17 protein-coding genes are annotated in these 16,087 nt (G+C 70.0%); 5 read left to right on the forward strand and 12 right to left on the reverse strand.

Translation table 11 applies throughout. From position 1 onward, the window contains the following. Positions 1 to 115: 115 nt before the first annotated feature. The 6 genes from ACWEOE_RS12475 to ACWEOE_RS12500 form a co-directional block, all read right to left on the reverse strand. Positions 116 to 1,423, reverse strand: coding sequence for an MFS transporter (locus tag ACWEOE_RS12475; RefSeq protein ID WP_452007554.1), 1,308 nt, complete (start codon positions 1,421 to 1,423; stop codon positions 116 to 118). Between the two features lie 160 nt (positions 1,424 to 1,583). Beyond that, a complete protein-coding gene (locus ACWEOE_RS12480; protein ID WP_452007556.1) occupies positions 1,584 to 2,444 on the reverse strand; it encodes a LysR family transcriptional regulator in 861 nt (286 codons plus the stop codon). Continuing rightward, positions 2,444 to 3,325 (reverse strand): LysR family transcriptional regulator, encoded by an 882-nt coding sequence (locus tag ACWEOE_RS12485; RefSeq protein WP_452007558.1) that lies wholly within the window; start codon positions 3,323 to 3,325, stop codon positions 2,444 to 2,446. Before ACWEOE_RS12485 ends, ACWEOE_RS12480 begins: the two co-directional genes overlap by 1 nt. A gap of 45 nt (positions 3,326 to 3,370) precedes the next feature. Further along, the gene (gene eda, locus ACWEOE_RS12490; protein WP_452007560.1) at positions 3,371 to 3,997 is read right to left on the reverse strand and encodes a bifunctional 4-hydroxy-2-oxoglutarate aldolase/2-dehydro-3-deoxy-phosphogluconate aldolase; all 627 of its coding nucleotides are present in this window, start codon (positions 3,995 to 3,997) and stop codon (positions 3,371 to 3,373) included. Next, the gene (gene edd, locus ACWEOE_RS12495) at positions 3,994 to 5,895 is read right to left on the reverse strand and encodes a phosphogluconate dehydratase (RefSeq protein WP_452007562.1); all 1,902 of its coding nucleotides are present in this window, start codon (positions 5,893 to 5,895) and stop codon (positions 3,994 to 3,996) included. The genes eda and edd overlap by 4 nt, the downstream gene beginning before the upstream one ends. Positions 5,896 to 6,013: 118 nt before the next feature. Further along, a complete protein-coding gene (locus ACWEOE_RS12500) occupies positions 6,014 to 7,231 on the reverse strand; it encodes a cytochrome P450 (RefSeq protein ID WP_452007564.1) in 1,218 nt (405 codons plus the stop codon). A 381-nt stretch (positions 7,232 to 7,612) separates the two neighbouring features. On the opposite strand from ACWEOE_RS12500, the gene ACWEOE_RS12505 reads away from it, so the two are divergent. From ACWEOE_RS12505 to ACWEOE_RS12520, 4 genes are all read left to right on the forward strand, one after another. Continuing rightward, positions 7,613 to 7,900: a hypothetical protein gene (locus tag ACWEOE_RS12505; RefSeq protein ID WP_364057189.1), complete on the forward strand. Its 288-nt coding sequence runs from the start codon at positions 7,613 to 7,615 to the stop codon at positions 7,898 to 7,900. Beyond that, positions 7,897 to 8,727 (forward strand): hypothetical protein, encoded by an 831-nt coding sequence (locus tag ACWEOE_RS12510; protein WP_452007566.1) that lies wholly within the window; start codon positions 7,897 to 7,899, stop codon positions 8,725 to 8,727. The genes ACWEOE_RS12505 and ACWEOE_RS12510 overlap by 4 nt, the downstream gene beginning before the upstream one ends. 68 nt (positions 8,728 to 8,795) lie before the next feature. After that, positions 8,796 to 10,715: a fumarate reductase/succinate dehydrogenase flavoprotein subunit gene (locus tag ACWEOE_RS12515; protein WP_452007568.1), complete on the forward strand. Its 1,920-nt coding sequence runs from the start codon at positions 8,796 to 8,798 to the stop codon at positions 10,713 to 10,715. Further along, the gene (locus ACWEOE_RS12520; RefSeq protein ID WP_452007570.1) at positions 10,712 to 11,458 is read left to right on the forward strand and encodes a succinate dehydrogenase/fumarate reductase iron-sulfur subunit; all 747 of its coding nucleotides are present in this window, start codon (positions 10,712 to 10,714) and stop codon (positions 11,456 to 11,458) included. The genes ACWEOE_RS12515 and ACWEOE_RS12520 overlap by 4 nt, the downstream gene beginning before the upstream one ends. 108 nt (positions 11,459 to 11,566) lie before the next feature. Here ACWEOE_RS12520 and ACWEOE_RS12525 read toward each other — a convergent pair whose 3' ends face one another. Together ACWEOE_RS12525 and ACWEOE_RS12530 are read right to left on the reverse strand one after the other, a co-directional pair. Beyond that, positions 11,567 to 12,013: a hypothetical protein gene (locus ACWEOE_RS12525; RefSeq protein WP_452007572.1), complete on the reverse strand. Its 447-nt coding sequence runs from the start codon at positions 12,011 to 12,013 to the stop codon at positions 11,567 to 11,569. 63 nt (positions 12,014 to 12,076) lie between these two features. Further along, entirely contained in the window at positions 12,077 to 12,385 is a 309-nt protein-coding gene (locus tag ACWEOE_RS12530; protein WP_452007574.1) for a hypothetical protein, read from the reverse strand. A 326-nt stretch (positions 12,386 to 12,711) separates the two neighbouring features. On the opposite strand from ACWEOE_RS12530, the gene ACWEOE_RS12535 reads away from it, so the two are divergent. Next, positions 12,712 to 13,332, forward strand: a complete 621-nt coding sequence (locus ACWEOE_RS12535) for an amidohydrolase family protein (protein ID WP_452007696.1) — start codon at positions 12,712 to 12,714, stop codon at positions 13,330 to 13,332. Here the strand turns inward: ACWEOE_RS12535 and ACWEOE_RS12540 are convergent. From ACWEOE_RS12540 to ACWEOE_RS12555, 4 genes are all read right to left on the reverse strand, one after another. Beyond that, positions 13,271 to 13,831 (reverse strand): hypothetical protein, encoded by a 561-nt coding sequence (locus ACWEOE_RS12540; protein WP_452007576.1) that lies wholly within the window; start codon positions 13,829 to 13,831, stop codon positions 13,271 to 13,273. The genes ACWEOE_RS12535 and ACWEOE_RS12540 overlap by 62 nt on opposite strands. Before the next feature lie 69 nt (positions 13,832 to 13,900). After that, positions 13,901 to 14,356, reverse strand: a complete 456-nt coding sequence (locus ACWEOE_RS12545; RefSeq protein WP_452007578.1) for a class I SAM-dependent DNA methyltransferase — start codon at positions 14,354 to 14,356, stop codon at positions 13,901 to 13,903. Positions 14,357 to 14,488: 132 nt separating this feature from the next. Continuing rightward, complete coding sequence (locus tag ACWEOE_RS12550) at positions 14,489 to 15,376, reverse strand: amino acid ABC transporter permease (RefSeq protein ID WP_452007580.1); 888 nt, start codon at positions 15,374 to 15,376, stop codon at positions 14,489 to 14,491. Further along, positions 15,373 to 16,020 (reverse strand): amino acid ABC transporter permease, encoded by a 648-nt coding sequence (locus tag ACWEOE_RS12555; protein ID WP_452007582.1) that lies wholly within the window; start codon positions 16,018 to 16,020, stop codon positions 15,373 to 15,375. Before ACWEOE_RS12555 ends, ACWEOE_RS12550 begins: the two co-directional genes overlap by 4 nt. Between the last annotated feature and the right edge of the window lie 67 nt (positions 16,021 to 16,087).

Below are 16,087 nucleotides of genomic sequence, written 5' to 3' on the forward strand. Positions count from 1 at the left end.
AACGAGGCTGCGGCTGTGCGGTGTCTGTCGGTGAGCCAGGTGGCGATGGCGGCTTGCCGAGTGCATTTGTCGGCAAAGTTCTTCCAGCGGCGGTTGACTGCAACAGCCGGAGGCGTCAGGCAGCCGCCGCCCGCGCATCGCGCCGCGGATCGATCGTCAACGCGGCCACCAGGCCACCCACGATCATCAACCCACCAGCCAAGACCCACGCCAGCGTGAAGCCCTGGTGCCGCGTCGGTGCGGAGTCGATCAGCACGCCGGTCAACGTCGGCGCCAGCAGCCCGGCACTCGTCGCGATGCCGACCGCCCAGCCGAGCACCGCCGCGCGCTGGCGGGGCGGCGAGATCTCCGCCGCGGCGACCTGGCCCAGCGGGAACGCGGCCCACGGCAGGCCGAGCCCGATCGTCAGCAGCGCCACCGTCACCCACGGCGTGCTCGCCACCGGGAACAGCGCCACGCACACCCCGGAAACGACCCCGACGCCGGCGAGCGGCACACCGCGGGCGATCCGGGGCGCGACCCCTCGGCGCACGAGCCGGTCGCTCAGCATCGTGACGCCCAGTTGCGACGCGACCCCGACGAGCGGTGGGATCACCAGCAGCGAACCCGCGGCCGTGACGGTGTAGCCGAGATCCTTTTCGAGGAACGCCGGCAGCCAGGCCGAGATGAGGGTGAGCGTCCAGTACGCGGTGAAGTTGAGCGTCGCGGTGCCCCACCACGTGCGTTTGACCATGATCCGCCACACCGGCACCCGCTCGGTCTCCACCGAAGCGCTTTCGGAACGCTTTGGCGCGACGGCCGCGTGCGGCCCCTCCCGCGAGGTCAGGCTCCACCCGATCGCCCACAGAACCCCGACGATCGCCAGCGCGAGGAACGCCGAGCGCCAGCCGAAGTGCACGATGAGGAACGTCAGCGTCGGCGCCGCAACCGCGAGGCCGAGGCCGCCGCCGATCTGCGTGAGGGCCGTCGGCATGCCGCGGCGCATCGGTGGGAACCAGTCGTGCACGGTGTGGACGACGAGTGACGACGTCGGGCCCTCGAACGCGCCGAGCGCGATCCGGCCCGCCGTCAGCCCCACCACGCCGAGGCCCAGCACGATCGGCAGCTGGCACACCGCCCACAGCACGGCGATCGCCGCGAGGATCCACCGAGCGCGGACGCGCAGCGCGAGGATCCCGACCACCACGGAAGAAAGGCTGAACAGGAAGAAGAAACTGCTGGAGATGAACCCGTACTGCGTCGCGCTCAGGCCGAACTCCTTCGAGATCGGCACCGCGGCCAGCCCGAGCACCGACTTGTCGGCCCAGTTGACCAGCATCAGGACCACGAGCATCACGGCGATGAACCAGGCGCGGCGGCTCGCTCTCCGCCCGGTTCCCGCCAGGGACGAGACGTCCACGGCCCGGCGATCGGTTGTCGTCATCGACACTCCCAGCGCTCCAGGTGCCGTCCTGGCCGGACGGTCACCTCATGGAATGTCGAAAGGTCCGCGGAGTCCAAGACCGAGCGTCGGTCGCACCGATCGGGTTCGCTTATCCGTCCAGGTCATGACCACCTTCCCGGTGATTCTCGTCCACAGTGGATCATTCGGTCGCCGCGGCCACGAACGCGCGCGCTGCCGGCGACAGGGAACCAGGCCGTGAGAGCAGCGCCGTCTCCCGCACGACAGCGGGCACCGTTGCGCACACCCGGCCGCCGAGCCGCCGCCAGCTCGACGCCATCGACCGCGGGAAAAACGTCGACCCGGCACCCGCCAGGACCATGTTGGCCATCGCCTCGACGTTGCCGCACTCGACCGCGACGGCGGGCCGTGCGCCGACCACCGCGAACGCTTCTTCGATCGCCGCGCGGTCCGGCAACCCTTGCGGCGGCAAGAGAAGCGGCTCCGTCAGCTCGGCCAGCGCCACCGCCCGGCCCCGATCCTCTCCGGGAGGTTCGAACAGCAGCAGCTCGCGCGACCCGATCGGCTCCACCCGCAGGTGCGCGGCGGCGACCGGCAGTCCGACGATACCCAGCTCGCACACCCCGCGCCGCACGGAGTCGACGAGGTCGGGGCCGTCGTCGGGCACACGCACGTTGATCACGATTCCCGGGTGCCGCTCGTGCAGCCGTCCCGCGATCCGCGTCAGCGGGTCGAGCGTGTGCGCCGCGTCCGCGACGATGTCCAGCCGACCGGTCCGCAGCTGGACGACCGCGCGCACGGCCTCGTCCGCGTCCGCCAGATCGCCGACGAGCCGGCGTGCCGGTTCGACGAGGGCCGCGCCCTCGGCGGTGAGGTCGAGGCCGCGCGTCGTGCGGTGGAACAGGGCGACGCCCAGCTGCGCTTCGAACGCGCGCAACGTCTGCGAAACGGCGGGCTGCGAAACGTAAAGCGCCTCCGCGGCCTTCGTCACGCCGCCGTGCTCAACCACCGCGAGGAACACCTTCAGCTGCCGGGCTTCCATCACTCACCACCAGGTTCGAGCACGAGGTCCACGAACGCGCGACCCGCCGGCGAAAGCCCGTCGCGCCGGTGCAGGAGCGCGTAGTCGCGCGTGATGGGCGGGTCCAGCTTGCGGACGGTGAGCCCGAGCTGCGCGGCGCGGCGGGCGCGGTGATCGGACACCACCGACGCGCCGAGGCCGGCCAGCACCATCGGCACGAGCGCTTCGCGGTGCCCGGTCACGGCCGCTTCACGCCACCTGGCACCGCTGGCGGCGAACGACTGCTCCACCCGCAGCCGCATCGTGCTGGCGGCGGGGACGGTGACCATGGGCATGCCGTCGAGCAGGCTCGAGGGCAGCGGATCCGGCAGGTCCTCGTGGTCGCCGGGCGGGAACACCACGTACATCCAGTGGCGGCCGAGCCCGTGCACCGTCACCGCCGTGGTGTCCACGGGCAGGTACGCCATGGCGATCTCATAGCGGCCGTCCGCGAGCAGCCCAGCCGGGTCCTCGAGGTCACCGAGCTGCGCGATCTCCACCGTGACCTGCGGAAACCGGCGCCGGTAGGTGGCGATGAACCCGGCCAGCGGATGGCTGGCCATGCCGGACCACGCGACGATCTCCAACCGTCCACCGGACAGCCCGGCGAGGTCCTCGACCACGGAACGGGCGGCCGCGCGGTCACGCAACGCGCGGCGGGCGGGACCCAGCAGGGCTTCACCGGCCGCAGTCGTGACGACGCCGCGGCCGAGCCGGTGCAGCAGTTCGCCGCCCAGCTCGTGCTCGAGCGCCCGCACGGCGTCGGAAACCGAGGGCTGCGGCAGCCCGAGCGCGCGCGCCGCGCGACCGAAGCCGCCGTGATCGATCACGGCGACGAAGTACTCCAGCTGCCGAAGCTCCATCGGCGGAGTCTGACACCGGCGGGCGCGGCGCGCATGCGCCCCCGGTCAGGCTCCCAGCGCGGCGGCCTCCGCGGCCAGCTTCTCCACCGTCGCGAAGTCCTTGGCCGCCAACAGCTTCGCGGGCGTCAGCCACGAACCGCCGATGCAGCCGACGTTCGGCAGTGCCAGGTACGTCGGCGCCGAGTCCACCGTGATCCCGCCAGTCGGGCAGAACCGCAGGTCGGGCAGCGGGCCGCCGAGCGACTTCAGGAAAGCCGCGCCGCCGCTGGCCTCCGCCGGGAAGAACTTCAGCGCCGTCAGACCGCGTTCGGCCAGCCGCATGGCTTCGGACACTGTCGCCGCGCCGGGCAGGAAGGGCAGGTTCGTGGCGAAGCAGGCGTCCAGGATCGCGTCGGTGCACCCCGGCGTGACCAGGAACTTCGCGCCCATGTCGGCGGCCTGCGCGGCCTGCGCCGGCGACGTGACGGTGCCCGCGCCCACGACGATGCCGGGCACCTGTTCGGCCACGCGCTCGATGGCGGCCAGTGCGACCGGCGTGCGCAGCGTCAGCTCGATCACCCCGATTCCGCCGGCGAGCAACGCGCGCGCGGTGGGCACGGCGTCGTCGACGTCGTCGATCACGACGACGGGCATGACGGGGGACAGGGCGAGCAGGTCCGAGCCCGTGGTCACTGACCGACCTCCAAGGTGTGCGAAGTGTTCACTGCGGCTTCGAGTGTGCCCCGCCCGGCGGACGTGGCGCGGAGCAGGTCCAGCTCGGCCGTGAAGACGCTCGCGCCCTGGTCCGCGGGACCGACCGCGCGCCGCAGCGCGCCGAACAGCTCCCGGCCGGTGCCCTCGGGCTCGCCCGTCGGCGCGTCGAGCAGCTCGCGGCGCGCGAACTCGTCGGCGTCGACCAGCACGTCGAGCGTGCCGGTGCGGGCGTCGAAGCGCACGACGTCACCGTCGTGGATCCGCGCGATCGGCCCGCCGACCGCGGCTTCCGGCGTGACCTGGATGGCCGCGGGGATCTTGCCCGACGCGCCCGACATGCGTCCGTCGGTGAGCAGCGCGACCTGGAACCCGCGGTCCATCAGCACCCCGAGCGCCGGCGTGAGGCCGTGCAGCTCCGGCATCCCGTTGGCCTGCGGGCCCTGCTGACGCAGCACCACCACGACGTCCCGGTCGAGCTCACCGGCCTCGAACGCGATCTTGAACGCTTCCTGCGACGTGAACACCCGCGCCGGCGCCTGCACCACGCGGTGCTCCGGCGCCACCGCCGACACCTTCGTCACGGCCCGGCCCAGGTTGCCGGCCACCATGCGCAGCCCGCCGTCCGGCGCGAACGGCCGCCAGACCGGCCGCAGCACGTCTTCGTCGAGGCTGCGCGTGGGCACGTCACGCCACACCAGCTCGCCGTCGGACAGGATCGGCTCCTGCGTGTAGCGGCGCAGCCCGAACCCGGCGACGGTGTGCACGTCCTCGTGCAGCAACCCGGCGTCGAGCAGCGTGCCGACGAGGAACTGGATGCCGCCGGCGGCGTGGAAGTGGTTGATGTCCGCGCTGCCGTTCGGGTACACGCGCGCCAGCAGCGGCACGACGGCCGAGAGGTCCGAGAAGTCGTCCCAGGTCAGCTGGATGCCCGCCGCCGCGGCGATCGCGACGAGGTGCATCGTGTGGTTGGTCGAACCGCCCGTGGCGAGCAGCGCGACGATGCCGTTCACGAACGCTTTTTCGTCCAGCACCCGGGAAATCGGCGTGTACTCGGCCCCACGCGACAGCTCGACGACGCGCCGGCCGGCCTCTTCGGTCAGCGCCTGGCGCAGCGGCGTGTTCGGCGGCACGAAGCTCGCACCCGGCAGGTGCAGGCCCATCACCTCCACGACCATCTGGTTCGAGTTGGCGGTGCCGTAGAACGTGCACGTGCCCGCCGAGTGGTACGACGCCGCCTCGGCGTCCAGCAGATCCTCGCGCGTGGCGCGGCCCTCGGCGTAGAGCTGGCGCACTCGGGCTTTTTCCTTGTTGGGCAAGCCGGAGTTCATCGGCCCGGCCGGCACCAGGATCGCCGGCAGGTGCCCGAACGACAGGGCGCCGATCAGCAGGCCGGGCACGATCTTGTCGCACACGCCCAGCAGCAGGGAGGCGTCGAACAGGTCGTGGGACAGCGCGATCGCCGTCGCCATCGCGATCACCTCGCGGCTGAACAGCGAGAGCTCCATGCCCGCCCGGCCCTGCGTGATGCCGTCGCACATCGCGGGCACGCCGCCCGCGAACTGCGCGACGCCGCCCGCCGCGCGCACGGACTTCTTGAGCCACGCCGGGTACTCCTGCATCGGCTGGTGCGCCGAGAGCAGATCGTTGTACGACGACACGATCGCGACCCCGGGCGCCCGCAGTTCGCGCAGCGCCGCCTTGTCCACGCCGTCCATGGCGGCGAACCCGTGTGCGAGGTTGCTGCACGCGAGGCCGCGGCGCACCGGGCCCTCTTCGTGCGCCGCGGCGCTGCGCGCGAGGTGCGCCGCCCGCGTCCGCGCACTGCGCGCCGCGACGCGGGCGGTGACCTCGGCGACGACCGGATGTGTGCTGCCCATGGCCGGCTCCCTGCTGTGGTGGGGGGTCCGCTGGACGGCAGCTCTGGCGTCTCGGGAACGTGACGGCCACCACGGTAGCCGGTGTGGGCCGGGTTATCAAAATCGATTCAGAAAAAGTTCACGTCGTCCAGGTGACGGGCAGCGAGTGGACTCCGTAGATGTTCATGTCCGTGCGCAGCGGCACCTCGCCGGCGGGGACGGCCAGCTCGAGCGTCGGGAACCGGCGGAACAGCGCCGCGAACCCGGCGCGCATCTCGATGCGGGCGAGCTGCTGGCCGAGGCACTGGTGCACCCCGTGGCCGAACCCCAGCTGCCCCCGCGCGCCGCGGCGGATGTCGAGGGCGTCGGCGTTCTCGAACTTCCGCGGGTCGCGGTTGGCGGCCAGCGTGGAGACCACGACGGTCGAGCCCGCCGGGATCGTCTCGCCGCCGAGCTCGAGGTCCTCGGTGGCGTAGCGGAAGTTGATGTCCACCACGGACAGGTACCGCATCAGCTCCTCGACGGCCCCGGGCAGCAGCTCCGGGTCGGCGCGCAGCTCGGCCAGCTGGTCCGGGTGCTCCAGCAGCGCGAACGTGCCGAGCGCCAGCATGTTCGCCGTCGTCTCGTGCCCGGCGAGCAGCAGCAGGAACGCGATGCCGGTGAGCTCCTCGATGCTGAGGTCGTCCTGGCGCGCGAGGTCCGAGAGGATGTCTTCGCCCGGCTCCGCGCGCTTGCCCGCGACCAGGCCGCCCAGGTACGTGGTGAGCGCACCGTAGGCCGCCATCTTCTCTTCCAGTTCCTGCTCCTTGACCAGGAACTTCGCCGAGTTGGCCTGGAACTCGGCCCGGTCCTCGTACGGCACGCCCAGCAGCTCGCAGATCACCAGCGAGGGCACCGGCAACGCGAACTCCTTGACGAGGTCCACGGTCGGTCCCTGCTGGGCCATCGCGTCCAGCTGCCGCTCCACCACCTCGGCGATGTGGTCCTCCAGCTGCTTCATCCGCCTCACCGTGAACGCCCCCGTCAGCTTCCGCCGCAGCCGCGTGTGATCCGGTGGATCCATCGCGATGAACAACCCGGGCACCTGCGGCGACGGCTCCGTGGCGACCGGCATCCCGGGCGTCTCGTAGGGCACGTGCATCACCCCGAGGTCCTGCCGCGAACTGAATCGCGTGTCGGCCAGCAGCTGCCGCACCTCGTCGTACCCGGTGACCAGCCACCCCTCGTGCCCGTCCGGGAAGAGCATCGGGCTCACCGGTCGCGCGTCGCGCAACCGCGAGATGTCCCGGGGTGGATCGAAGGGCCCCGCGTCGCGCTCCATGGGCAACCCCTGCGGGACGGACACCGTGTGGCTCATGGGATTTCCTTTCGTGGTGGCTCGTTGCGAACCACTGTGGCGGGGGTGCCTGACACGGGGCTGATACCGCTCTGACACCGATTTCCTCGGCCACGAAGACGGCTCGACGCCGGGTCTTCACGACGCTGGGTACCTGCTGAAGGACCCACGGGTTCGCCTCGCGCTTCCGACCCGTCGTCTTTCCCCTGACCAGGCCTCTCACCGCGCACCGGCGGCCCGCTCGTCACGACACCGCTTCCCAGGGCTCGACTCCCATGGTCAACAGGCCATACGCTGTGGAATGTGCTACTTGTCACATAGCACAACGCGAGGCAGAGTCATCCGTGACGAACTGATCGTCACCCCGGCTCCTGTCAGCCCCACCGAACAGGGAGGCTCCCGATGTCCACCACAGAGCTCGCCGAACTGCGGCGCACCATCGGCCAGTTGCGGCAGTGCGTGGGCGCCCTGCGCTCTCGGTACGGCGACGCGTCCGCCGTGCGCCGGCTGGCCAACGATGTCGAGCGCCTCGACATCGACACCGCGGAGCTGGACGGCCACCCGCAGGCCGTGCCGGCGCAGGCGAAACCCGTGGACCGCGTGCCCGTCCCGGACACCCCCTACGATCCGGCGCTCTGGCACGGCGCCGACGACGAGGGTGTTGGCGGCTACAAGCGCGACCAGCGGTGAGCGCCCCCGCTGACAACGACGTCAGCCGGGCCGCCACCGGCGTCCGCTCTCCGGGGCGGGCGCTGTTGGCCGACCGGACGTTGCGCACCGACCGGTGGTGGCTGCAACCCCTGCTCACGGTGCTGGGGCTGGCCACGTTCATCGTCTACGCGACCGTTCGGGCCTTCGTGCGCACTGCGTACTGGGTGCCCGACTACCACTACCTGACGCCGTTCTACTCGCCCTGCGTCTCCACGTCCTGCGTCGAAGGCTCGAGCCACTTCGGGCACTGGTTCGGCGACTTCCCGAGCTGGATCCCGCTCGGGGCGCTGGTGCTGCCGTTCCTGCTCGGCTTCCGCCTGACCTGCTACTACTACCGCAAGGCGTACTACCGCTCGGTCTGGTTCTCGCCCCCCGCCTGCGCGGTGGCCGAGCCGCACGCGAAGTACAGCGGCGAGACGAAACTGCCGCTGATCATCCAGAACGTGCACCGCTACTTCTTCTACGTCGCGGTGATCGTCTCGCTCGTCAACACCTACGACGCCGTGGTCGCGTTCCAGAGCCCCAGCGGGTTCGGGTTCGGGCTGGGCAACATCATCATCGTCGTGAACGTGGTGCTGCTCTGGGCGTACACGCTCTCCTGCCACTCGTGCCGGCACGTCACCGGCGGCAGGCTGAAGCACTTCTCGAAACACCCGGTGCGCTACTGGGTGTGGACGCAGGTCTCGAAGCTCAACACCCGGCACATGGCCCTCGCGTGGACCACGCTCGGCACGCTCGTGCTGACCGACCTCTACGTGATGCTCGTGGCGAGCGGTGCCATCGCGGATCTGCGTTTCGTCGGCTAGCGTCGGCACCCTCATCTCCGGCAGTACTTCAAGACAACGGCGTCCCAGCTGGCGAGGTGGCTCTTTTCATGACCGAGGTCGAACGGCACAGCTACGACGTGGTGGTGATCGGTGCCGGAGGCGCCGGTCTGCGCGCGGTGATCGAGGCCCGCGAACGCGGTTTCAGCGTCGCGGTGGTGTGCAAGTCCCTGTTCGGCAAGGCCCACACCGTGATGGCCGAAGGCGGCTGCGCGGCGTCGATGGGCAACGCGAACCCGAACGACAACTGGCAGGTGCACTTCCGCGACACCATGCGCGGCGGCAAGTTCCTCAACAACTGGCGCATGGCCGAACTGCACGCCAAGGAAGCCCCCGACCGCGTGTGGGAGCTGGAAACCTACGGCGCGCTGTTCGACCGCACGGCCGACGGCCGCATCAGCCAGCGCAACTTCGGCGGCCACACCTACCCGCGGCTCGCGCACGTCGGCGACCGCACGGGGCTCGAGCTGATCCGCACGATGCAGCAGAAGATCGTTTCGCTGCAACAGGAAGACTTCGCGGAGTACGGCGACTACGAGGCACGGATCAAGGTCTTCGCCGAGTGTACCGTCACGGAACTGCTGCTGTCGGAGGGAAAGATCGCCGGCGCGTTCGGCTACTGGCGCGAGAGCGGGCGGTTCATCCTGTTCGACGCGCCCGCCGTGGTGCTCGCGACGGGCGGCATCGGCAAGTCGTTCAAGGTCACGTCGAACTCGTGGGAGTACACGGGCGACGGCCACGCGCTGGCCCTGCGCGCGGGCGCGAAGCTGATCAACATGGAGTTCGTGCAGTTCCACCCGACGGGCATGGTGTGGCCGCCGAGTGTGAAGGGCATCCTCGTCACCGAGGGCGTTCGTGGTGACGGCGGTGTGCTCAAGAACTCCGAGGACAAGCGCTTCATGTTCGAGTACGTGCCCGACGTGTTCAAGGGCCAGTACGCGGACAGCGAGGACGAGGCCGACCGCTGGTACGCCGACGCGGACAACAACCGCCGCACGCCCGATCTGCTGCCGCGCGACGAGGTGGCGCGCGCCATCAACTCCGAGGTCAAGGACGGCCGCGGCTCGCCGCACGGCGGCGTGTACCTCGACATCGCGAGCCGCCTACCCGCCGAGGAGATCCGGCGCCGGCTGCCGTCGATGTACCACCAGTTCAAGGAACTGGCCGACGTCGACATCACCAAGGAGGCCATGGAGGTCGGCCCGACCTGCCACTACGTGATGGGCGGCATCGAGGTCGACCCCGACACGGGCGCGGCGAGCGTGCCCGGCCTGTTCGCGGCGGGGGAGTGCTCCGGCGGCATGCACGGCTCCAACCGGCTCGGCGGCAACTCGCTGTCCGATCTGCTGGTGTTCGGCCGCCGCGCGGGCCTGGGCGCCGCGTCCTATGTGGATGGGCTGGGCGACTCGCGGCCCGCCGTCGCCGAGTCCGATGTGGACGCCGCGGCGAAGATGGCGCTGGCGCCCTTCGACCCGCCGGCCCAGGGCGTGGCGGAGAACCCGTACACGCTGCACACGGAGCTGCAGCAGTCGATGAACGACCTCGTGGGCATCATCCGCAAGGCCGACGAGATCCGGCAGGCACTCGAGAAGCTCGGCGAGATCCGGCAGCGGATGGCGCAGGTGACCGTGGAGGGCCACCGGCAGTTCAACCCCGGCTGGCACCTCGCCGTGGACCTGCGCAACATGCTGCTGGTCAGTGAATGCGTCGCCCAGGCCGCGCTGCTGCGCACCGAAAGCCGCGGCGGCCACACGCGCGACGACTACCCCAGCATGGACGCCGACTGGCGGCACAAACTCCTGGTGTGCTCGGCCAAGGCGGGGGACAATCCCGTGGTACCGGATGTCGACGTCGTGGAGAAGGAGCAGATCCCGCTCCGGGAGGACCTGCTCGAGCTGTTCGAGCTCGACGAGCTCGGCAAGTACTTCACCGACTCCGAGCTGGAGCACCACTCCGGGAGGAACGCGTGAGCTACAAAGCCAGTTTCCGGGTGTGGCGCGGCGACGAGACCGGCGGCGAGCTGCAGGACTTCAAGGTCGAGGTCAACGAGGGTGAGGTCGTCCTCGACATCATCCACCGCCTGCAGGCCACGCAGGCCTCGGACCTCGCCGTGCGCTGGAACTGCAAAGCGGGCAAGTGCGGCTCCTGCTCGGCCGAGGTCAACGGCAAGCCGCGCCTGATGTGCATGACGCGCATGTCCACCTTCACCGAGGACGAGGTCATCACGGTCACGCCGATGCGCACGTTCCCCGTGATCCGCGACCTCGTCACCGACGTGTCCTTCAACTACACGAAGGCCCGCGAGATCCGGTCGTTCACCCCGCCCGCGGACCTGAAGCCGGGCGAGTACCGCATGAAGCAGGTCGACGTCGAGCGCTCGCAGGAGTTCCGCAAGTGCATCGAGTGCTTCCTGTGCCAGAACACCTGCCACGTGGTGCGCGACCACGAGGAGAACAAGGAGTCCTTCGCCGGTCCGCGGTACCTGATGCGGATCGCGGAGCTGGAAATGCACCCGCTGGACGTGGCCGATCGCCGGGATGCCGCGCAGGAGGAGCACGGGCTCGGGTACTGCAACATCACGAAGTGCTGCAGTGAGGTGTGCCCGGAAGGCATCCACATCACCGACAACGCGCTGATTCCGATGAAGGAACGGGTTGCCGATCGAAAGTACGATCCGATCGTGTGGCTGGGAAACAAACTTTTCCGTAGGTGACGAACTGCGCCTGCGCCTTCAATGCCGTGGCGGAGGCGCAGTGCGTTCGCCGGCGTGCCGGCCGCGGTGGAACTCGGCGCCTGAGCACCGAGTCCCGCCGCACGCCGGTCAGATCGAGTACGTGACGTTCGCGACCGGGCTGTTGCGGGCCTGCACGCGAACCTCCACGTTGGACGCCGTGTTGGCCGGCCACTTGATGGTGCCCGTGCCCATGGTGCCGCAGCTCACGGACTGCCACGGGTCGGGGTTGCGGGCCTTGCCCATGCGGGCCTGGACGCATGCCGTCTGGTTCGTGCTCGCCTGCACGTTCCAGGTGATGCGCAGCTTGCCGCTCCAGCCGCCGGCCGGGCTGGTGTAGGAGCATTCCTTCGAGACCGGGCCCCACTTCATCAGGAAGCCCGAGCTGCGGCTCTTGCACGACGCCAGCACGCTCGCCGAATCCGGAGCGGCGGAGGCCGGCGCCGTCGCGAAGGTGGCGGTGGCCAGGCTCGCCGCGGCGAAAGCGGCGACGACGGCCGTGATGCGGGCGCGTTTGGGCGCACGGATTTCACTCATGTACTTCACTCTTTCCCCAGTTCTTTTCAGTTCTCACCAGTTCTCCCCAGTCGCCGTTCATGATCAACGGCTTGGCTCGAGTATTGCAGCGAATCGTCGGAAATGCACGTCCTGCCTGAAAAAAGCGCGTGACCAGGCAAGATGTGGATCTTCCGAAAATGGTTCGGATTCTCTTGATGATTCGTTAAGGTCAGTGGCGTGCTCATCAAAAACGTCCGGGTTTTCCACCCCGATTCCGGTGCCACCGAAGCTGCGAACGTGCTCGTCGAGGATCGGCGAATCACTGCGGTGGGGTCTGATGTGGACGGTCCGGATCCGTTGGATGGCAACGGCGGACTGCTCCTTCCCGGCCTGATCGACTGCCACGTCCACGTCGCTTTCCCCGGCGGCGAAGGACTTTCTCGCAGCGCGAGGATCCTCGAAGCCGTCGCCACACTCAGCCGCTTGTCGGCGAGAGGCATCACGACCGTCCGCGACGCCTGGGGTGCCGACGCCGGGTTCAAACACGCCCTCGCCGAGGGCTGGATCACCGGCCCCGACCTGCTCGTCAGCCTGCGCCAGCTCTCGCCCACGGGTGGACTCGGCGACTGGTGGGACGCGGACACCGGCCGCTTCGATCGCCTCGCCGACCCCGCCCTGCCCGATGCCGTGTTCGACGGCCCGGGCCAGGCCCGCGCGGCCGTGCGGCCGTGCGGCGGATGGTGCGCGCGGGCGCCGACTGGGTCAAGCTCGGCGCGAGCGGTGCTCTCGCCCACCTCGGCGAGCGCCGGGACATCCGTCCGACCGACGACGAGCTCGGCGCCGTCACCGACGAGGCCCGCCGCGCCGGCCGCGATGTGATGGCCCACGCCCACACCGCCGAAGCCGCCGCAGCCGCCGCGCGCGCCGGCGTGCGCAGCATCGAACACGGCGTGTTCCTCGACGAACACTCGGTGTCCGCGATGGTGGCACGTGGCTGCTGGTATGTCCCCACGCTCGCACCCATCCCCGCGGAACACCGCGAGTCACATCGCCGCTCGCTGGCCCTGGCGCGCGAAGCCGGCGTCCCGATCGCCGCCGGCTCGGACCTCGCGCCGCGGCCCCATGTCGATTTACTGACCGAGCTACGCCTGGTCGCCACGGCGGGCCTCGGTGCCGCCGGCGCCCTGCGCGCCGCCACGAGCGAAGCCGCCCGCCTGCTGCGCCTCGACGACCGCGGCCGGATCGCGCCGGGGCTGCGGGCGGATCTGGTGCCGCTGCAGGGGTCCGAGGTCGACGTCACCGACCTGGAGGGCCGCATCCGTGCCGTCTGGCAGGCCGGACGTCGAGTCCGCCGCTGAAACCCCTCGCCGCCCGGCCGTCGCACGCGACACACTCGCCGCTGTGGACTTCCTGCCCGGCCTCGACCTCGCCCGCCGCTTCCACGACGAAGCCGTGCGCCCGATCCTCGAACGGCGCGGCGTCACCTACTCCGCCGCACTCCTCGGGCGGGGCTCCGATGTCCTCGGCTTCGACACCGAACGCTCCACCGACCACGACTGGGGTCCCCGCCTGCAAGTCTTCGTCACCGAGCCGGACGGGCTCGACGAACTGCTCTCCCACGAGTTGCCGCGCGAGTTCCTCGGCCACTCCGCGAACTTCGCCGACAACGAAGGCGATCCGACAACCCGCATGGTGCCCACGGACGGCCCCGTCCGGCACGCGGTCGAGATCGCCGACGTCGATCGCTTCTTCGGGGCGTACCTCGGCTTCGTGCCGCTGCCGCCGATCTCCCGCGCCGACTGGCTCGCGACCCCGACCCAGACCCTCGCGGAGCTGACCGGCGGCGCCGTTTTCCACGACGGACTCGGACGGCTGGAACCGGTGCGCGCCGGGCTGTCCTTGGGACAACGTCCATGGACATCACAACTAGGGACGGCGCGCGGTCAGCATCGGAGACGGCCCGCCGACCTCCAGACCGGCGTCCGAGAGAGCCGCTTCCCACGACGAAGAACTGCCCTCGAACCGCGAAAGAACGAGCAACCCGCCGCTGCGCAAGTTCGCCGCCAGACGGGAGACCAGCGGGTCGGGCGGACCCGTGACACCCAAGGCGATCACCACGTCGAAGTCACCGATCACCGGCAGCTTCAGCGGCTCGTGCACCTCGTAGGAGATGCCCAGCGGGTCGCGTTCCTCCTGACGCTGGGCCGACGCGATCAACGCGCGGTCCGCATCGACGCCGACCACGCGGGAAGCGCCGGCCGAGCGGACCAGCCGGGTGTGCACACCGGTGCCGCTGCCCACCACCAGGACCCAGCGGCCGGCCAGGGGACCGACGGCCGCGAGCACGGCGTCGGTCTCGGCCGGTTCGGAAGGTTCGGACACGAGCGGGCTCCTGCCGGGCGGCGGCTGCCCTTCGACGCTAATCCGCGGCCCGGCACTTCGACAGGTGCATCCGGAGCAGCGCACGAAAAAGGCCCCCGCCCAGCTGGGCGAGGGCCTTTCCGAAAGCGCCCGTCAGCGGACGAACGGCCCGGGCTGGCCCATGGCGTTGCCGAGCATGACCTGTTCCGCCTTGTTGTCGACGGGTTCGATGTGCTTCTTGCTCCGCCGGTTGCGCTTTTCGACCCACGTCGCGAGCAGTGTCAGCAGCAGGCACATCACGATGTAGATGCCGGCCGCCACGATGGTCGAGGGCACGATCGGCCGCCCGAACGCACCCTGCGAGCCGATGTAGCGCGCGTAGTACAGCAGTTCGGGGTACGTCACGAGGAACCCGAGCGCGGTGTCCTTCAGCAGCACCACGAGCTGGCTGATGATCGTCGGCAGCATCGCCCGGATCGCCTGCGGCAGCAGCACCGTGAACATGACCTGCGTCTTGCGCATGCCCAGCGCGTACGCCGCTTCGGACTGGCCCTTGGGCAGGGCGTTGATGCCGGCGCGGAAGATCTCCGCGAGCACGGAACCGTTGTACAGCGTCAGGCCCAGCACCACGGCGAACAGCGGCGAGGTGTCGATGCCGAGCGTCGGCAGGCCGTAGTAGAAGAGGAACATCAGGATCAGCAGCGGGATCGCGCGGAAGAACTCCACGATGAACGCCGAGATCCCGCGGACCCACGTGTGCTCGGACAGCCGCCCGGCGGCGAAGACGGCGCCGAAGATCAGTGCGAACACCGCACCGAGCGCGAAGGCCTCCAGCGTGGCGACCACGGCGTCGGCGAGGTCCGACTGCACCTGCGAGTACTCGAGCCAAGCCCACTTCTGCGGCGCGAACTGACCGCTCTGGGCGAAGCTGTACACGACGAACGCGATCAGCGCGACGATCACGAGGACGCCGATCACGGCGTAGACCCGGTGCCGCACCCGCGACTTGGGGCCGGGAAGGTCGAACAGGACGCTGCTCATCGGGCCACGCTCCAGCGCTTCTCCAGGCTGCGCTGCAGGAACGACAGCACGGCGACGAGGATGATGAACCCGAGCGCCACCCACAGGAGGGCGATCAGCTGGTCGTCGCCGCGCTCGGAGATGTACTGGCGGATCGCGCCGGCCTCGGCGACGGAGAACCCGCCGGCGATCGTGCTGTTCTTGAGCAGCGCGATGAGGGTGCTGATCAGGGGCGGGACCACGGACCGCAGCGCTTGCGGCAGCACGACCTGGCCGAGGATCTGGCCGAAGGTGAGGCCAAGCGCGCGACCGGCCTCGGCCTGGCCGACCGGCACGGTGTTGATGCCCGAGCGCACGACCTCGCAGATGAACGCCGAGGTGTAGACCGTCAGCGCCACGACCGCGGCCGTGAAGTAGTCGATCCGGACGATGTCGAGCAGCGGGTAGGCGAACACGAAGAACGCGAACACCAGCGTGAGCGGCGTGTTGCGCACGATGGTGACGTAGACCGTGCCGATCGCGCGGAACACCGGAACCGGGCTCACCCGCAGCATCGCCAGGATCGTGCCGAACACGAGGCTGCCGACGGCCGAGATGAGGAACAGTTCGATCGTGCGCAGGAAGAACGGACCGTAGAGGTCCAGATTGTCGAGCAGGACGTCCATGGAGCCTTCCCCGCGTCCGTGGGCCGGAAGATTTCGTGGAACGGCCGGTGGACGGGATTCCCGTCCA

This window comes from Amycolatopsis sp. NPDC004368, assembly GCF_053602515.1.